The sequence below is a fragment of the Klebsiella sp. SYXHC3 genome, assembly GCF_057196925.1.
Genome location: NZ_JBXUNG010000003.1, coordinates 1 through 15,917, shown reverse-complemented (window position 1 = coordinate 15,917; position 15,917 = coordinate 1). Strand labels below are relative to the sequence as shown.

Genomic DNA, 15,917 nt, shown 5'->3' with positions numbered 1-15,917 from the left:
ACCACTGCACAAAATATCCTGCCGCTAAAGCCTTGTCGCCGCGGCTCCTCAACATGGAAGCCACGGCGCCGTCATCATGGCAAGTTAAGCTTTAACCATCTCTTTTTCGATCAACATAATCAGAATATGAATCACCTTAATGTGAATCTCCTGAATGCGATCGGCGTAACCGAAATGCGGTACGCGAATTTCCACATCGGCGGAACCCGCCATTTTGCCGCCGTCTTTACCGGTCAGGGTGATCACTTTCATTCCCTGCGCGCGCGCGGCTTCAATCGCTTTGATCACGTTGCCGGAGTTGCCGGAGGTGGAAATGCCCAGCAGAACATCGCCTGCGCGGCCAACCGACTCAACATAGCGGGAGAAGACATATTCATAGCCAAAATCATTACTCACGCAGGACAGATGGCTGACGTCAGAAATAGCGATCGCCGGATAACCAGGGCGGTTCTCGCGATAACGCCCGGTCAGCTCTTCCGCAAAATGCATCGCATCGCAATGAGAACCGCCGTTGCCGCAGGAAAGCACTTTACCGCCAGCTTTGAAGCTATCCGCCAGCAGTACCGCCGCGCGCTGAATAGCGTGAATGTTGGCCTCGTCCTGCAGAAAGTTGGCCAGCGTTTCCGCGGCTTCGTTCAGTTCGTTACGAATAAGATCCTGGTACATGAGGATAATCCTTCAGTATTGGTTGGAATAACCCTGGCAGTGTACCGGATAGCCGCCGAAGCGAGAAGCAGCAGGCAACGTTATCCCTCGTCCTTTTGATTTTACGTGCCGCTTTTCCAGCCAACAATGTGAGCAAGGTTGTAATTATTTTGTAAACACATTGCTAAAACAAATTACATCCACTACAACCAATACATCACAAGTGGTCAGACCTCCTACAAGATAAGGGAGCATTTCTCTATGATGATTTTGAGTATTGTTGCAACCGTAGTGTTACTCGGCGTGCTCTTCTATCACCGAGTCAGCCTGCTTCTCAGCAGCGTGATTTTGCTCGCCTGGACCGCGGCGCTCAGCGTGGCGGGGCTGTGGAATATCTGGCTGCTGTTGCCGCTGGCGATTATCCTGCTGCCGTTCAACTTTGCGCCGATGCGTAAATCCCTTTTCTCCGCCCCGGCATTCCGCGCCTTCCGCAAAGTAATGCCGCCGATGTCGCGTACGGAAAAAGAGGCCATCGATGCCGGCACCACCTGGTGGGAAGGCGATCTGTTCCGCGGCAACCCGGACTGGCACAAGCTGCATAACTATCCGCAGCCGCGCCTCACCGCCGAAGAGCAGGCTTTCATCGACGGCCCAGTAGAAGAAGCCTGCCGCATGGCGAACGACTTCGAAATTACCCATGAAATGGCTGATCTGCCGCCGGAGCTGTGGGCGTACCTGAAAGAGCATCGCTTCTTTGCGATGATCATTAAGAAAGAGTACGGCGGCCTGGAGTTTTCCGCCTATGCCCAGTCTCGCGTACTGCAAAAGCTGTCCGGCGTTTCCGGGATCCTGGCGATCACCGTCGGCGTGCCTAACTCCTTAGGGCCGGGCGAACTGCTGCAACATTACGGTACCGAAGAGCAGAAAAATCACTACCTGCCGCGCCTGGCGCGTGGTCAGGAGATCCCATGCTTCGCGTTGACCAGCCCGGAAGCGGGCTCCGACGCCGGCGCGATCCCGGATACCGGCGTAGTCTGTATGGGCGACTGGCAGGGTCAGCAGGTGCTGGGGATGCGCCTGACCTGGAACAAGCGCTATATCACCCTCGCGCCAATCGCCACCGTACTGGGCCTGGCTTTCAAACTCTCAGACCCGGACCGTCTGCTGGGCGGCGAGGAAGAACTCGGTATCACCTGCGCGCTGATCCCTACCTCAACGCCGGGCGTGGAAATTGGCCGTCGTCACTTCCCGCTGAACGTACCGTTCCAGAACGGCCCCACTCGTGGTAAAGATATTTTCGTACCGATCGATTACATCATCGGCGGCCCGAGCATGGCCGGCCAGGGCTGGCGTATGCTGGTTGAGTGCCTGTCCGTGGGTCGCGGTATTACTCTGCCGTCCAACGCCACCGGCGGCCTGAAATCCGTCGCTATGGCGACCGGCGCCTACGCCCACATTCGCCGTCAGTTCAAAATCTCGATTGGTAAAATGGAAGGGATCGAAGAGCCGCTGGCGCGTATCGCAGGCAACGCCTACGTAATGGACGCCGCCGCTTCGCTGATTACCTACGGGATTATGCTTGGCGAGAAACCGGCGGTGCTGTCGGCGATCGTTAAATATCATTGTACCCACCGCGGCCAGCGTTCAATCATAGACGCTATGGATATTACCGGCGGTAAAGGCATCATGCTGGGCGAAGGCAACTTCCTTGCCCGCGCTTATCAGGGCGCGCCGATCGCCATTACCGTTGAAGGGGCGAATATCCTCACCCGCAGCATGATGATCTTTGGTCAGGGGGCGATTCGTTGCCATCCGTATGTACTGGATGAGATGGCCGCCGCGCAGAACAATGACGTTAACGCCTTCGATAAGCTGCTGTTTAAACATATCGGCCATGTCGGTAGCAACAAAGTACGCAGCTTCTGGCTGGGCCTGACTCGCGGCCGCACCAGCAGCGCGCCGACCCGTGATACTACACGCCGCTACTATCAGCACATGAATCGCCTGAGCGCCAACCTGGCCCTGCTGTCGGATGTATCAATGGCGGTACTGGGCGGCAGCCTGAAGCGTCGCGAACGTATCTCCGCGCGTCTCGGCGACGTGCTGAGCCAGCTTTACCTGGCATCGGCGGTGCTGAAACGTTATGACGATGAAGGCCGTAATGAAGCGGATCTGCCGCTGGTCCATTGGGGCGTGCAGGATGCGCTGTATCAGGCAGAGCAGGCTATCGATGACCTGCTGAAAAATTTCCCGAACCGCTTTGTCGCCGGCGCGCTGCGTCTCGCCATCTTCCCGACCGGCCGTCACTACGATGCGCCGTCCGACAAGCTGGATCATAAAGTGGCGAAAATTCTGCAGGTTCCGAGCGCGACCCGCTCTCGTATCGGTCGCGGCCAGTACCTGACGCCAAGCGAACATAACCCGGTTGGCCTGCTGGAAGAAGCGCTGCTGGATGTGATGGCGGCGGACCCAATCCACCAGCGCATCTGCAAAGAGCTGGGTAAAAATCTGCCGTTCACCCGCCTGGATGAGCTGGCCACTAATGCCCTGGCCAAAGGGTTAATTAATCAGGAGGAAGCCTCGATTCTGACCCGTGCGGAAACCAGCCGTCTGCGCAGTATTAACGTTGATGATTTCGCAGCGGATGAACTGGCGACCAAACCGGTAAAGCTGCCGGAAAAAATCCGCAAGATTGAAGCGGCATAATAGCTGCAATACTCCACATCACGACGAAGGCGGGGAATTTCCCCGCCTTTCTTTTATTGTTACTCGCCGAAGTTAGCATTTTTTTAACAAAATATTCCATGCCGCCTCCCGCTGCTGATATGGTATTAAAATTATCTAAACGCCCTCTTTATAATGGAGTTCACCACTGTGCCTGGCTTGAAAATTACGCTGTTGCAGCAACCGCTGGTGTGGATGGATGGTCCCGCCAACCTGCGCCATTTCGATCGTCAGCTGGAAGAAGTGAGCGGGCGCGACATCATTGTACTGCCTGAGATGTTTACTACCGGTTTTGCCATGGAAGCGGCGAAGCAGTCGATGCCGCAGGAAGAGGTCGTTGAGTGGATGCAGGCGAAAGCGGAGCAGACCAACGCGCTGATTGCCGGTAGCGCGGCATTGCAGACCGAACGCGGCCCGGTGAACCGCTTTCTGCTGGTAGAGCCCGGCGGTAAAACGCATTTTTACGATAAGCGTCACCTGTTCCGCATGGCGGATGAACATCACCATTATGAGGCAGGAACCGAACGAGTGGTCTTTGAATGGCGCGGCTGGCGGATTCTGCCGCTGGTGTGCTATGACCTGCGCTTCCCGGTATGGTCGCGTAACCACAACGATTACGACCTGGCCCTGTATGTTGCTAACTGGCCTGCCCCGCGTTCGCTGCACTGGCAATCGCTGCTGGTCGCCAGAGCTATTGAAAACCAGGCCTACGTCGCCGGCTGCAACCGCGTCGGCACCGATGGCAACGGCCACCACTATCGGGGTGATAGCCGTATCATCAGCCCGCAGGGAGAGATTATCGCCACCGCCGAACCGCATCAGGCGACGCGGCTCGATGCCGATCTGTCGTTGGCCGCGCTGCAGGAGTATCGCGAGAAATTTCCGGCCTGGCAGGATGCCGATCCTTTCACGATCGGCTAAACACTTTTCGGGAGCCGCTGCGCTCCCTTTTTATTCCACCACGATCCGCAAAGCGCAGTAGACCAATAACGCTGCCAATACCCAGTTCAGTTGCCGCCCGTACAACAAAAACAGGCGCTGAAACAGATGCCCCGCCAGCGCCCAGCACAGATTTCCCAGCGCACCAATCGCCGCCAGCAGCAGACTCACGCTAATGAGCCAAATCGGCTCGCGGGTAACGGGCAGGACAAAGGTAGAGAGCGCGGTGATGCCATACAGAATAATTTTTACGTTGACGAACTGCAGGCCCAGGCTCGCCCAGAAACCCACCGGCTCTGTACTCAGCGCACCTGCCCCCGGTTTGCTTTTGGCTATCTGCCAGGCCAGCCACAGGATATACGCCGCGCCAATCCATCCCAATATCCGGGTAAATCGCGAGTCGAGTTCCACCAGCGAAAAGGTTAAAGCCGCGCAAATCAGCATAGTGATAATAAAACCAATGCTCATCCCCGCCAGCACCCGCAGGCTGCGGCGTAAGCCATGGGCGGTGACGCTGCTGAGGGCAAGAATATTATTGGGGCCGGGAGTCAGCGCGGTTATCAGGGTATAAGTCAAAAAAGCACTAATCAAAGCTGGGGTCACTTGTCTTCTCCTTCGTTTTGGCAGACAGTACCCGAAGCTATTCATTTAAAAAAATGAATGTTTTCTGATTCTGAATTCGATAATTTCGATAGTTGGTGGCGAAATGGATCTGCGGCGTTTTATTACTCTCAAGACGGTAGTGGAAGAAGGCTCGTTTTTACGCGCGGCGCAAAAACTATGCTGTACGCAATCCACCGTGACCTTTCATATTCAACAGCTTGAGCAAGAACTTGCCGTTCAGCTGTTTGAAAAAATAGGCCGCCGCATGTGCCTGACCGAATCCGGTAAAAAGGTGCTGCCGCACGTCCATGAACTGGCGAGGGTGATGGAAACCATTCGTGAGGCGGCTCGCGAGGATAGCGAACCGGCTGGCGAGCTGCGCGTTGCCTGTGGGGAAACCCTGCTGGCCTATAAAATGCCGCAGGTGCTACAGCGCTTTAAACAACGAGCGCCGCAGGTACGCTTATCATTGCAATCACTTAACTGTTATGTCATCCGTGATGCGCTACTCAACGATAGCGCCGATTTGGGCGTGTTTTATCGGGTTGGCAACGATGACGCGTTAACCATGACAAGCTTTGGCCAGCAGCCGCTGACGCTGGTCGCCTCGCCGCAGCATCCGGCGGTCGATTTTACCCGCTGCGGGCAACATATCCCGCTGAGCTTTGTTATCAATGAGCCACAGTGCGTATTTCGGCAAATTTTTGAAAGCACGCTGCGCCAGCGCGCCATTACCCTGGAAAATACCATTGAGCTCTGGAGTATCGAAAGTATTAAGCAGTGCGTGGCGAGCAATCTTGGCGTCAGCTATCTGCCGCGTTTCGCCGTTGAGGAAGAGCTTAAGCGCGGTACGCTGGTTGAGCTACCGTTTAGCGCTGTTCCGCTCACTATTAACGCGATATGCGCTCATCACGCCGGTAAAGTAGTTAGCCCGGCAATGCGGGTATTTATGCAGTGTGTTGAAGAGGCGTTAGGGGCGGATTAAATGATAATTCCCCCAAACGACGAAGGCCTGAATCATTTCTGATTCAGGCCTTCTGAATAGTGGCGGAACGGACGGGACTCGAACCCGCGACCCCCTGCGTGACAGGCAGGTATTCTAACCGACTGAACTACCGCTCCGCGTTGTTGTTCCGTTGGGAACGAGGCGAATATTACGGTTTCCCTACATCGTCGTCAACGCTTTTTCTTCACTTTTGAATCGTTTGCTGCAAAATTAGCCCACCCGCCTATTTTTAGCGCATATTGTCGGCAATCAGGCGCGCCACAGGCAGCTTCCGCCCTTTTTTTGCACCAGGTCGAGACGCGATTCATGGTCCGCCAGCTCACTGTCAGAGGCATAAACCACGCGTAATTTACTGGCGGCGCGGACAACGCGCTGTATTCCAATATCGCCGGCCTGCTGTTGGCCTTCTCCTTCCATCGAAAACGCCATGCTGGTCTGCCCACCGGTCATCATCAGATAGACGTCGGCCAGAATCTGGGCATCGAGCAACGCGCCGTGCAGCGTACGCTTGCTGTTGTCTATTTCATAACGTGAACAGAGCGCATCGAGGCTGTTACGCTTGCCGGGGAACATCTTACGCGCCAGCGCCAGACTATCGGTGACCTTACAAAAGGTTTCCGTTTTCTCAATGCCGCGGTTCAGCTTTTTGAATTCATAATCCATAAAGCCGATATCGAACGATGCGTTATGGATGACCAGCTCCGCGCCACGGATATACTCCATGAACTCATCGGCAACGTCGGCAAATGTCGGCTTATCCATGAGGAATTCATCGGCAATACCGTGAACGCCGAAGGCTTCAGGGTCCACCAGCCGGTCGGGCTTCAGGTAAACATGGAAGTTATTACCGGTGAGGCGACGGTTGATCACCTCTACGGCGCCGATCTCGATGATCTTATGCCCTTCATAGTGGGCGCCGATCTGGTTCATACCGGTGGTTTCGGTATCGAGAACAATCTGTCGTGTAATTGCAGTGCTCATAGCGGTCATTTATGTCAGACTTGTCGTTTACATATCGATTTCAATTACAGGAAGTCTACCAGAGATGCTCAAACAGGTAGAAATTTTCACCGATGGTTCTTGCCTGGGGAATCCAGGGCCTGGCGGCTACGGCGCTATTATGCGCTATCGCCAGCATGAAAAAACCTACAGCGCGGGCTACCGCCTGACGACTAACAACCGCATGGAACTGATGGCTGCCATCGTCGCTCTCGAAGCGCTTAAAGAGCACTGCGAAGTGGTGCTAAGTACCGATAGCCAGTACGTCCGCCAGGGGATAACCCAGTGGATCCATAACTGGAAAAAACGCGGCTGGAAAACGGCGGACAAAAAGCCGGTTAAAAATGTCGATCTGTGGAAACGCCTTGATGCCGCTCTAGGCCAGCATCAGATTAAATGGGAATGGGTCAAAGGCCATGCCGGACACCCGGAAAATGAACGCTGCGACGAACTCGCGCGCGCTGCGGCGTCTAACCCCACGCTGGACGACGTCGGCTACCAGCCGGAAAGCTAATTTCCCCCGTCGCGCCACTGCCTGGTGGCGCCAACGGCCGGACGCAGCTGCGTCTTCGCCTTCCCGGACTTCATCGGATTTAGCGTCAGCGGAATGGTTCTTTTCCGCGCGACGATCATCTGCAAACACCCCAAAGCCGGCAGATGTGTACTTAACATTTTTCCCCCCTGCTTCGACCAGGGCAGCACCTGATAGCGACCGTAGTGCAGCACCTCAAAATTGAGCAGCGCCAGCCAGTCAAGCTGTCGCGTCATGGTAAACATCCGGCTGTTATAGGGGATAGTTTTTCGCAGAACCGGCGTCACTTTGCGCAATCCGACGAGGCTCATCGGATTAAAGGCGGTCAAAATCATCCAGCCATCGTCAATCAGCACGCGGTCAGCTTCCCGCAACAGCCGGTGCGGATCGCTGCACCATGGCAGAGTATGCGCCAGTAAACAGGCATCCACCGATTTGGCGGCGAAAGGAAGAGACAGCGGGTCGGCTTTGACCTGGATCGGACTTCCCCCCAGCGAAACGTTCACCTGATGGGAGATCGCGCAGGCTTCGGTATTGATTTCCGCGCTCAGATTGCCAATCTTAAGTAGATGAAAGCCATATAATTTAGCCAGCCACGGTTTCATATGTCGTTCCAGCGACTCGCGATAGTATTCACCCCACGGCATACTGGACCAATGCTCTGGAGCTGTAATTGTATGAGGTATCCTTGCCGGCTTCATCGCAACCTTCCGCAACGCTTTGAGAGGTAATTTATGAATCTTATCAGTATTCCTGCATTTCAGGACAACTACATCTGGGTTGTTAGCGACGATAGCCGTCGTTGTGTGATAGTCGATCCCGGTGAAGCCGCGCCGGTACTCGCGGCCATTGAAGAAAACAACTGGCAGCCAGAAGCGATTTTGTTAACCCACCATCACCATGATCATGTTGGCGGCGTGAAAGAACTGCGGCAAAAATTTCCGCAACTTGTGGTTTACGGGCCGGCAGAAACCCAGGATAAGGGAAGCACGGATATTGTATCTGATGGCGATAGCATTACTCTTTTGGGTCACGAATTTTCTATTTTCGCCACGCCAGGTCACACATTAGGACATATCTGTTTCTACAGCAAACCTTATCTATTTTGTGGCGATACAATGTTTTCCGGCGGCTGCGGCAGGCTCTTCGAAGGTACAGCAGATCAAATGTATCAATCATTTATGAAAATAAATGCCCTTCCCGCTGACACCCTAATTTGTTGCGCACATGAGTACACTTTAGCAAACATGAAGTTTGCATTGAGTATCCTGCCAGATGATATGGATATAAAGGATTACTACCATAAAGTTAAGGAGTTACGCGCAAAAAACCTAAAGACACTACCCGTTACTCTGAAAAATGAACGCCGTATAAATTTATTTTTACGTACGGATGACAATGATTTAATTAAAGAAATATCCAAAGAAACAAATTTGCAACACTCAGCGCAGAGATTTGCATGGTTAAGGTCAAAGAAAGATGACTTCTGAGATTTAACGCTTGTCATCCTCGGCCTTCACCGTTATCCTTGCTCGTCTTTTAAGCAACTATTGACACACACATGAAGGCACGAGCGATATTACTCGCCTCTGTCCTGCTGGTAGGGTGCCAGGCGTCGAAGCACGACGGCACCGTAGAACAGCGAGCACAGAGCCTTTCTGCAGCTGGTCAAGGGGAAGCAGGCAAGTTCACAAGTCAGGCGCGATGGTTAGATGATGGAACCCTCTACGCGCAAGACCAGGATCTGTGGACTTCCATAAGCGACGAGCTAAAGATGGGAATTCCGGAAAACCCCCGGATTCGCGAACAGAAACAGAAGTACTTACGTAATAAGAGCTATCTCCACGATGTAACTTTACGGGCTGAACCGTATATGTACTGGATAGCCGGGCAAGTTAAGAAACGTAACATGCCAATGGAACTGGTATTACTACCCATAGTGGAGAGCGCTTTTGACCCACACGCGACGTCTGGCGCCAATGCCGCAGGCATTTGGCAGATCATTCCGAGCACAGGGCGCAATTATGGTTTAAAACAGACCCGCAGTTACGATGCGCGTCGTGATGTCGTTGCGTCTACTACCGCGGCGCTGGACATGATGCAACGTCTGAACAAAATGTTCGACGGCGACTGGTTACTGACCGTCGCGGCATATAACAGCGGCGAAGGCCGGGTAATGAAGGCCGTGAAGGCGAACCGTTCGCGTGGTAAACCCACCGATTTTTGGTCGCTCTCGCTGCCGCGTGAAACCAAGGTCTACGTGCCAAAAATGCTGGCTTTGAGCGATATTCTCAAAAACAGCAAGCGTTACGGCGTGAAGCTGCCAACGGCTGATGAAAGCCGTGCGCTGGCGCGCGTTCGCCTCGATAGTCCGGTTGAGATTTCTCAGCTCGCGGACATGGCAGGAATGCCGGTCAGCAAGCTGAAAACCTTTAACGCCGGCGTAAAGGGGTCAACGCTTGGCGCTAGCGGGCCAAAGTACGTTATGGTGCCTCAGAAGCACGCGGCTCAACTGCGTGAATCTCTGGCCTCTGGCGACATTGCCGCCGTACAGCCGACGCTGCTTGCTGACAATACGCCGCTGACCAGCCGTAGTTATAAGGTACGTTCTGGCGATACGATTTCCGGGATTGCTTCGCGTCTCGGCGTCACCACCAGGGATCTACAGCAGTGGAACAACCTGCGCGGTTCTGGGCTTAAAGTCGGGCAAAATCTGGTTGTCGGTGCAGGCAGCAGCGCGCAACGTCTGGCGAACAACAGCGATAGCATCACCTATCGTGTTCGTAAGGGCGACTCGCTGTCGAGCATCGCAAAACGCCACGGCGTCAATATCCGCGACGTTATGCGCTGGAACAGCGATACAGATAACCTGAAGCCAGGGGATCAGCTGACGTTGTTTGTGAAGAACAACGACAGACCTGAATCCTGATGTCAGGATAATGAGAAAGGCACCGATTCCCCGGTGCCTTTTTTATTGCCAGCGTTACACTGCTTTATGCGCTTCAAACATGATCGTATCGCTGGTAAACGATCCGTCCTGCTGTAATTCGAAGTAGGCTTTAACCTCCGCCGATGCGCTCTGCTGATATAAGCGAATCGCCTCCGCCAGCGCCTCGGGCGTGCGCATCCGCGCGACCCAGGAGCTAAACTCCAGCGGCAGACGGTCGGTCAATAAATGATTAATCGCCAGACCTGCGTCGTTGGCCAGCGCCAGCCACTCGCCGCTGGAGTAATTACGCACGTGCGAAGTGTCGCGCAGGGCTTCTACGGTTTGCAGCCAGACATCACGTACCGGATGCCCCGGAGACATCACGTCCATGATGATCATCACCCCGCCCGGCTTCAGCACGCGTTTCACCTCGCGCAGCGCCTGGCCGACATCATGCCAATGGTGAGCAGAGTAGCGGCTAATCACCACATCAAAACTGGCGTCGGCAAACGGCAGCTTTTCAGCATACCCCTGCTGAGTCACAATGTTGGTAAAGCCTTTGTCTTTTGCCGCCTGAGCGACAACCTCCAGCATCTGGCTCGATAAATCATACGCGGTAACCTGCGCTACCTGGCCGGCAGCGGTAAAGCTGGCGTGCCCTGCCCCGCATCCCATATCCAGCAACGTTGCCTGCGGGAAATTCGCCAGCCGTTCCGCCAGACGCTGCAGATCGCGCCCGGAGGCGTGCACGGCGCTGGTCAGATAGGCGCTTGCCTGTGAGCCAAACTGCTTTTCGACGTTGTCATGATGAGAGCGTGTTGTCATTGTGTTGTCCTTCGGTGGTTTGAGTAATAAAGGGCAGCATCGTGCTGAACGCAGACCTGCCCGATGGCAGGCCTGACATACCTTAATTAATCAGGCTTGCCGGGACTGAATTCGACTAGTAGCGGGTTGTGATCGGAGGCGCGGGTCACCAGCACGGAAGCATCGTGCACGCTTAATCCACGGTAGAACACAAAATCGAGCGGGCGACCAAACGCGCGGCGGCGCTGATCGTCAGAGAAACGAACTTCGCGTAACGACATCTCACGCGCAAAGCGATACAGCGCGTTCATCCGCGGGCGGCTCCAGGCGTTGAAATCACCAGCCATGATTACCGGCCCGCTGTGGTGAGCAATCTGATCGCCAATTGGCAGCAGCTGTTTACTGTAAACATCGACGCCGAGACTAAAATTAACCGCGTGAATATTCACCACCATCAACAGCCGCGCATCGGGCAGCGGATAAACGGTCACTAACGCCGATTTAGGCAAACGTAAAATAGGTTCGCGCTCGCGCAACGGACAGCAATAGATGGGGTGAGCGGAGGCCAGCGTCATCACGCCGGAAGGATGCTGCGGCAATACCAGGGCCGGCACCTGATCGGCGGCCAGATAGTTTGAAGTCGCGAACCTGACCAGTTCCGGGGTAGTTTGCGCCTCCTGCAACAGGACCAGATGCGCGTCTTTGCCGAAATTTTTGAGTACCGACTGCCATTCAGCACGCTGCTGCTTAAAAATATTCCACACCAGCACGCGAATTTTCTCATCGCTGCTTAACGGCGCGCCGGCGGGATAAACCGGACTGACGCCCGCAAACGCCCCCGGAGGCAAGATTCTCTCCGCAGGTTGTCCGGCGACATAGCGCATGGCATAGGTATTCTTTCGCAATTTGGGCATTGAACCTCGATAACAGGAAACCAGCCCGACTGCGGCTGGTTCTTCTGTTATAGGGATTTTCCCATACACTTTCAATGCAATTTGCGAGAAAGCCTTATCCTTCGACAGAAACGGCTGCCGAACGGCGTGGAGATTTATCTAAACGACCGCTCAGTACGACCAGCAGCAATGCGACCAACACAATTACCGCGCCGATCCACGGCGTCTGGGCCAGACCGTACAGCTCGACCGTCTGTCCACCAATGACCGAACCGAGGGCAATACCAATATTGAAGGCAGCGATGTTCAAACCAGAAGCAACATCAACGGCGCCCGGCGTGTATTGTTCAGCCTTTTGTACCACATAGACCTGCAGACCCGGAACGTTGCCGAAGGCGAAAATCCCCATCACCAGTACCGTTGCCAGAGCGGCGTAGTGCAGATTGGCCGTGAACTGGAAGACCAGCAACAGCACCACCAACGCAGCGAAGATAAATTTCAACGCGGCGACAGCGCCATGTTTATCGGCGAGCTTACCGCCCCACACGTTACCGATAGCGACAGAGATACCGTAACCCAGCAGGATCCAACTGACCGCAGACGGGCTAAAGCCAGCCAGCTCCTGCATCATCGGCGCGAGGAAAGTAAATGCGGTAAACACGCCGCCATAGCCCAGCGCGGTAATCGCGTAGATCATCAACAGGCGCGGATGGGTCAAGACTTTCATCTGATCGCGCAGGCTGGCGCCGGCGCGGCCCGGAATATTATTTGGCACCAGGATCAGGCTGCTGATAAGCGCAATGACGCCCAGAATCGATACCGCGAGAAACGTTTCCCGCCAGCCAAAATGCTGACCGATGAACGTCCCGAAAGGCACCCCGGTTACCAGCGCGACCGTCAGGCCGCCGAACATGATAGCAATGGCCGAGGCGGCTTTCTCTTTTGGCACCAGGCTGGTGGCAATCGTCGAGCCGATAGAAAAGAATACGCCATGCGCCAGTCCGGTCAGCAGGCGGGCTACAATCAAAGTGCCATAACCCGGAGCCTGCCACGCTAGCAGGTTACCGGCGGTAAACAACACCATTAACGCCAGCAGGAGCTGCTTACGCGGCATGCGCCCGGTTAGCGCGGTCAGCACCGGGGCGCCAATCGCCACGCCTAGCGCATAGATGGAAACCAGCAGGCCCGCAGACGGCAGCGAGATAGCCAGTTGTTCAGCAATGGTCGGTACCAGGCCGACGATCACAAATTCGGTAGTGCCAATAGCAAAGGCACCGATGGTTAATGCAAGTAGCGCCAGTGGCATAATTTACTCCGTAGCATCAGGATTAAGATGACACGTAGTATGAAGGGATGTTTAAATAACAAAAACCATCAAAATCTCAATAGAATTTTGCTATAGGTGCAACAATGAGAGCCACGTCAGAAGAGATCGCTATCTTCGTCGCCGTAGTGGAAAGCGGCAGTTTTAGCCGGGCGGCCGAGCAGCTCGGGCAGGCAAACTCTGCCGTCAGCCGGGCAGTCAAAAAGCTGGAATCAAAGCTAGGCGTTAGTTTGTTAAACCGGACCACGCGCCAGCTGAGCCTGACAGAAGAAGGCGAGCGTTATTTCCGCCGCATGCAGGTGGTGTTGCAGGAGATGGCGGCTGCTGAGAACGAGCTTCTGGAGACGCGCACCACCCCTCGCGGATTGCTTCGCGTTGATGCCGCCACCCCGGTGATGCTGCATTTTTTAATGCCGCTGGTAAAACCGTTTCGCGAACGTTATCCAGAAATGACGCTCTCGCTGGTCTCCTCGGAAACCTTCATTAATCTTATAGAACGTAAAGTCGACGTCGCGATCCGCGTGGGTACCCTAACCGATTCCAGCCTGCGCGCCCGCCCGCTGTTCACCAGCTATCGCAAGATCATCGCCTCGCCTGATTATATCGCCCGCTACGGCACGCCGGTGAATGCGGAAGATCTTGCGGATCATCTCTGCCTGGGGTTCACCGAGCCTGTCTCGTTAAATACCTGGCCTATTGCCGCCAGCGATGGCCAATTACTGGAAGTCGGTTGCGAAATTACCTCTAACAGTGGCGAAACGCTAAAACAGCTCTGTCTTGGCGGCAATGGTATTGCCTGTCTATCGGATTATATGGTGGATAAAGAGATTGCCAGCGGGGAGTTTGTGGAGCTACTTGCCGACAAGCGCTTGCCGGTGGAGATGCCTTTCAGTGCGGTGTATTACAGCGACAGAGCCGTCAGCACGCGTATCAGGGCATTTATTGACTTTCTGAGTGAGCACGTCAAACAGCTCCCGAAGGAGCTGTAAGAAACTATCGTCCGGCAGCGGCGTCAACCGCCTGCCGGAATCGGTGGATTAATCCCACTTCGGCGCCAGACCTTCCGGGCTTACCAGACGGTCATTGCAATCCAGCGCGGCAATCGCTTTACGATCTTCATCATCCAGCTTCAGATCCAGCGCTTTCAGGTTGCTCGCCAGATTTTCACGCTTGGTGGAAGATGGAATAACCGCATAACCTTCGCCCATCGCCCACGCCAGAATAACCTGTGCCGGGGTCGCATTATGTTTCGCCGCGATACGGGCAATCACTTCATCTTTCAGCGCCTTACCGTAGGCCAGCGTCATGTAAGAGGTGATGTGGATACCGTGTTCATGCGCCCAATCGACCACTTTACGGTTCTGCAGGTACGGAGACAGTTCAACCTGGTTGGTCGCGATATTTTCAGCGCCAACGGCAGCGATCGCACGTTCCATCAGTGGAATAGTGAAGTTAGAGATACCGATCTGTCGGGTCAGACCCAGCTTCTTCGCTTCCATCAGCGCAGCCATAAACTCTTCAACAGCAACCACATCGTTCGGCGACGGCCAGTGAATCAGCGTCAGATCAACATAATCGGTGCGCAGCTTCTGCAGGCTCTCTTTCAGGCTGGCGATCAGCTTGTCTTTACTCAGGTTTTCGATCCAGATTTTGGTGGTGATGAACAGTTCATCACGCGGCACGCCGCTTTCCGCGATAGCCTGGCCAACAGCGGCTTCGTTTTCATAGATCTGTGCGGTATCGATAGTACGATAGCCCAGCTCCAGCGCCATTTTTACAGAGTTGATGACTACGTCGTCTTGCAGACGGAAAGTGCCAAGACCAAATGCAGGGATTGTCATGATTGATGTTCCTCGTTAATTATTCGTTTCGCTTAACTGAGGCCATTATGGGTGAAGGTTGGGTTGGGAAAAAGATCGATAAATGCAGAGGATTTTTGCTGATTTAGCAATAATTGGTTATTGAGAACACAAAAAAGCCCTGAGCGAATGCTCAGGGCTTTAAATAAGTGGCGGAACGGACGGGACTCGAACCCGCGACCCCCTGCGTGACAGGCAGGTATTCTAACCGACTGAACTACCGCTCCACCGAATTTTTTCTACATCTACCGGTTTAATGCCCCGGTTTTACTGCAAATTTGATGCCTGGCAGTTCCCTACTCTCACATGGGGAGACCCCACACTACCATCGGCGCTACGGCGTTTCACTTCTGAGTTCGGCATGGGGTCAGGTGGGACCACCGCGCTGTCGCCGCCAGGCAAATTCTTTGTGCTCAGTACGCAATTCTTTATCGCATCAGCCGCGTTGCCTGCGCTCGTAAACTCAGTCACATACTTCAGTATGCTCCTTCCTTTCCTTCGCTTGCCGCCTTGCTGCTGCGCAAATTATTGCGTACTCAACTCTGAATCTAAGCTGAAAATCGTCTCAAATCCGCCAAAACACCTTCGGCGTTGTAAGGTTAAGCCTCACGGTTCATTAGTATCGGTTAGCTCAACGTATCGCTACGCTTACACACCCGA

15 protein-coding genes, 2 tRNA genes and 1 rRNA gene are annotated in these 15,917 nt (G+C 54.4%); 7 read left to right on the top strand and 11 right to left on the bottom strand.

Features of this window, described 5'->3' with window-relative positions:
• Positions 1 to 84: 84 nt before the first annotated feature.
• On the bottom strand, positions 85 to 666 hold the full coding sequence (lpcA, locus tag AC2CGP_RS09575; protein WP_004099149.1) for a D-sedoheptulose 7-phosphate isomerase: 582 nt from the start codon (positions 664 to 666) through the stop codon (positions 85 to 87).
• 240 nt (positions 667 to 906) lie between these two features.
• On the opposite strand from lpcA, the gene fadE reads away from it, so the two are divergent.
• On the top strand, positions 907 to 3,351 hold the full coding sequence (fadE, locus tag AC2CGP_RS09570) for an acyl-CoA dehydrogenase FadE (protein ID WP_015368121.1): 2,445 nt from the start codon (positions 907 to 909) through the stop codon (positions 3,349 to 3,351).
• A 168-nt stretch (positions 3,352 to 3,519) separates the two neighbouring features.
• A complete protein-coding gene (locus AC2CGP_RS09565) occupies positions 3,520 to 4,290 on the top strand; it encodes an amidohydrolase (protein ID WP_042895758.1) in 771 nt (256 codons plus the stop codon).
• Positions 4,291 to 4,320: 30 nt separating this feature from the next.
• Here the strand turns inward: AC2CGP_RS09565 and eamB are convergent, their stop codons facing one another.
• The gene (gene eamB / locus AC2CGP_RS09560; RefSeq protein ID WP_032707488.1) at positions 4,321 to 4,911 is read right to left on the bottom strand and encodes a cysteine/O-acetylserine transporter; all 591 of its coding nucleotides are present in this window, start codon (positions 4,909 to 4,911) and stop codon (positions 4,321 to 4,323) included.
• A gap of 103 nt (positions 4,912 to 5,014) precedes the next feature.
• Between eamB and AC2CGP_RS09555 the strand changes: the two genes are divergently transcribed.
• The gene (locus AC2CGP_RS09555) at positions 5,015 to 5,896 is read left to right on the top strand and encodes a LysR family transcriptional regulator (RefSeq protein WP_015704467.1); all 882 of its coding nucleotides are present in this window, start codon (positions 5,015 to 5,017) and stop codon (positions 5,894 to 5,896) included.
• A 60-nt stretch (positions 5,897 to 5,956) separates the two neighbouring features.
• Here the strand turns inward: AC2CGP_RS09555 and AC2CGP_RS09550 are convergent.
• Positions 5,957 to 6,033: transfer RNA gene (locus tag AC2CGP_RS09550), tRNA-Asp, on the bottom strand.
• 133 nt (positions 6,034 to 6,166) lie between these two features.
• Positions 6,167 to 6,898 (bottom strand): DNA polymerase III subunit epsilon, encoded by a 732-nt coding sequence (dnaQ, locus tag AC2CGP_RS09545; protein WP_015368125.1) that lies wholly within the window; start codon positions 6,896 to 6,898, stop codon positions 6,167 to 6,169.
• 64 nt (positions 6,899 to 6,962) lie between these two features.
• Between dnaQ and rnhA the strand changes: the two genes are divergently transcribed.
• Positions 6,963 to 7,430 carry a ribonuclease HI gene (gene rnhA / locus AC2CGP_RS09540; RefSeq protein ID WP_015368126.1) on the top strand — a complete coding sequence of 156 codons (468 nt, stop codon included), beginning with the start codon at positions 6,963 to 6,965 and terminating at the stop codon, positions 7,428 to 7,430.
• On the opposite strand, the gene AC2CGP_RS09535 is transcribed toward rnhA, so the two are convergent.
• Positions 7,427 to 8,149, bottom strand: a complete 723-nt coding sequence (locus AC2CGP_RS09535; RefSeq protein WP_032707485.1) for a class I SAM-dependent methyltransferase — start codon at positions 8,147 to 8,149, stop codon at positions 7,427 to 7,429. The genes rnhA and AC2CGP_RS09535 overlap by 4 nt on opposite strands.
• Positions 8,150 to 8,182: 33 nt before the next feature.
• On the opposite strand from AC2CGP_RS09535, the gene gloB reads away from it, so the two are divergent.
• Both gloB and mltD read left to right on the top strand, forming a co-directional pair.
• Positions 8,183 to 8,938, top strand: a complete 756-nt coding sequence (gene gloB / locus AC2CGP_RS09530) for a hydroxyacylglutathione hydrolase (protein ID WP_484502329.1) — start codon at positions 8,183 to 8,185, stop codon at positions 8,936 to 8,938.
• Between the two features lie 71 nt (positions 8,939 to 9,009).
• Complete coding sequence (gene mltD / locus AC2CGP_RS09525) at positions 9,010 to 10,377, top strand: murein transglycosylase D (RefSeq protein ID WP_072382733.1); 1,368 nt, start codon at positions 9,010 to 9,012, stop codon at positions 10,375 to 10,377.
• A 54-nt stretch (positions 10,378 to 10,431) separates the two neighbouring features.
• Here mltD and AC2CGP_RS09520 read toward each other — a convergent pair whose 3' ends face one another.
• The 3 genes from AC2CGP_RS09520 to AC2CGP_RS09510 all read right to left on the bottom strand — a co-directional run bounded on the left by AC2CGP_RS09520 (position 10,432) and on the right by AC2CGP_RS09510 (position 13,380).
• The gene (locus AC2CGP_RS09520; RefSeq protein WP_072382735.1) at positions 10,432 to 11,202 is read right to left on the bottom strand and encodes a class I SAM-dependent methyltransferase; all 771 of its coding nucleotides are present in this window, start codon (positions 11,200 to 11,202) and stop codon (positions 10,432 to 10,434) included.
• Between the two features lie 86 nt (positions 11,203 to 11,288).
• Entirely contained in the window at positions 11,289 to 12,086 is a 798-nt protein-coding gene (locus tag AC2CGP_RS09515; protein ID WP_015704463.1) for an endonuclease/exonuclease/phosphatase family protein, read from the bottom strand.
• Positions 12,087 to 12,189: 103 nt separating this feature from the next.
• Positions 12,190 to 13,380, bottom strand: a complete 1,191-nt coding sequence (locus tag AC2CGP_RS09510; protein WP_072382736.1) for an MFS transporter — start codon at positions 13,378 to 13,380, stop codon at positions 12,190 to 12,192.
• Between the two features lie 104 nt (positions 13,381 to 13,484).
• Here AC2CGP_RS09510 and yafC point away from each other — a divergent pair, with 104 nt between their 5' ends.
• Complete coding sequence (yafC, locus tag AC2CGP_RS09505; RefSeq protein ID WP_015368133.1) at positions 13,485 to 14,387, top strand: DNA-binding transcriptional regulator YafC; 903 nt, start codon at positions 13,485 to 13,487, stop codon at positions 14,385 to 14,387.
• 48 nt (positions 14,388 to 14,435) lie between these two features.
• Here the strand turns inward: yafC and dkgB are convergent, their stop codons facing one another.
• The 3 genes from dkgB to rrf all read right to left on the bottom strand — a co-directional run bounded on the left by dkgB (position 14,436) and on the right by rrf (position 15,656).
• On the bottom strand, positions 14,436 to 15,239 hold the full coding sequence (gene dkgB / locus AC2CGP_RS09500; RefSeq protein ID WP_063445242.1) for a 2,5-didehydrogluconate reductase DkgB: 804 nt from the start codon (positions 15,237 to 15,239) through the stop codon (positions 14,436 to 14,438).
• A 168-nt stretch (positions 15,240 to 15,407) separates the two neighbouring features.
• A tRNA-Asp gene (locus AC2CGP_RS09495) sits at positions 15,408 to 15,484 on the bottom strand.
• A gap of 56 nt (positions 15,485 to 15,540) precedes the next feature.
• Positions 15,541 to 15,656: ribosomal RNA gene (gene rrf, locus AC2CGP_RS09490) — 5S ribosomal RNA — on the bottom strand.
• Positions 15,657 to 15,917: the final 261 nt, after the last annotated feature.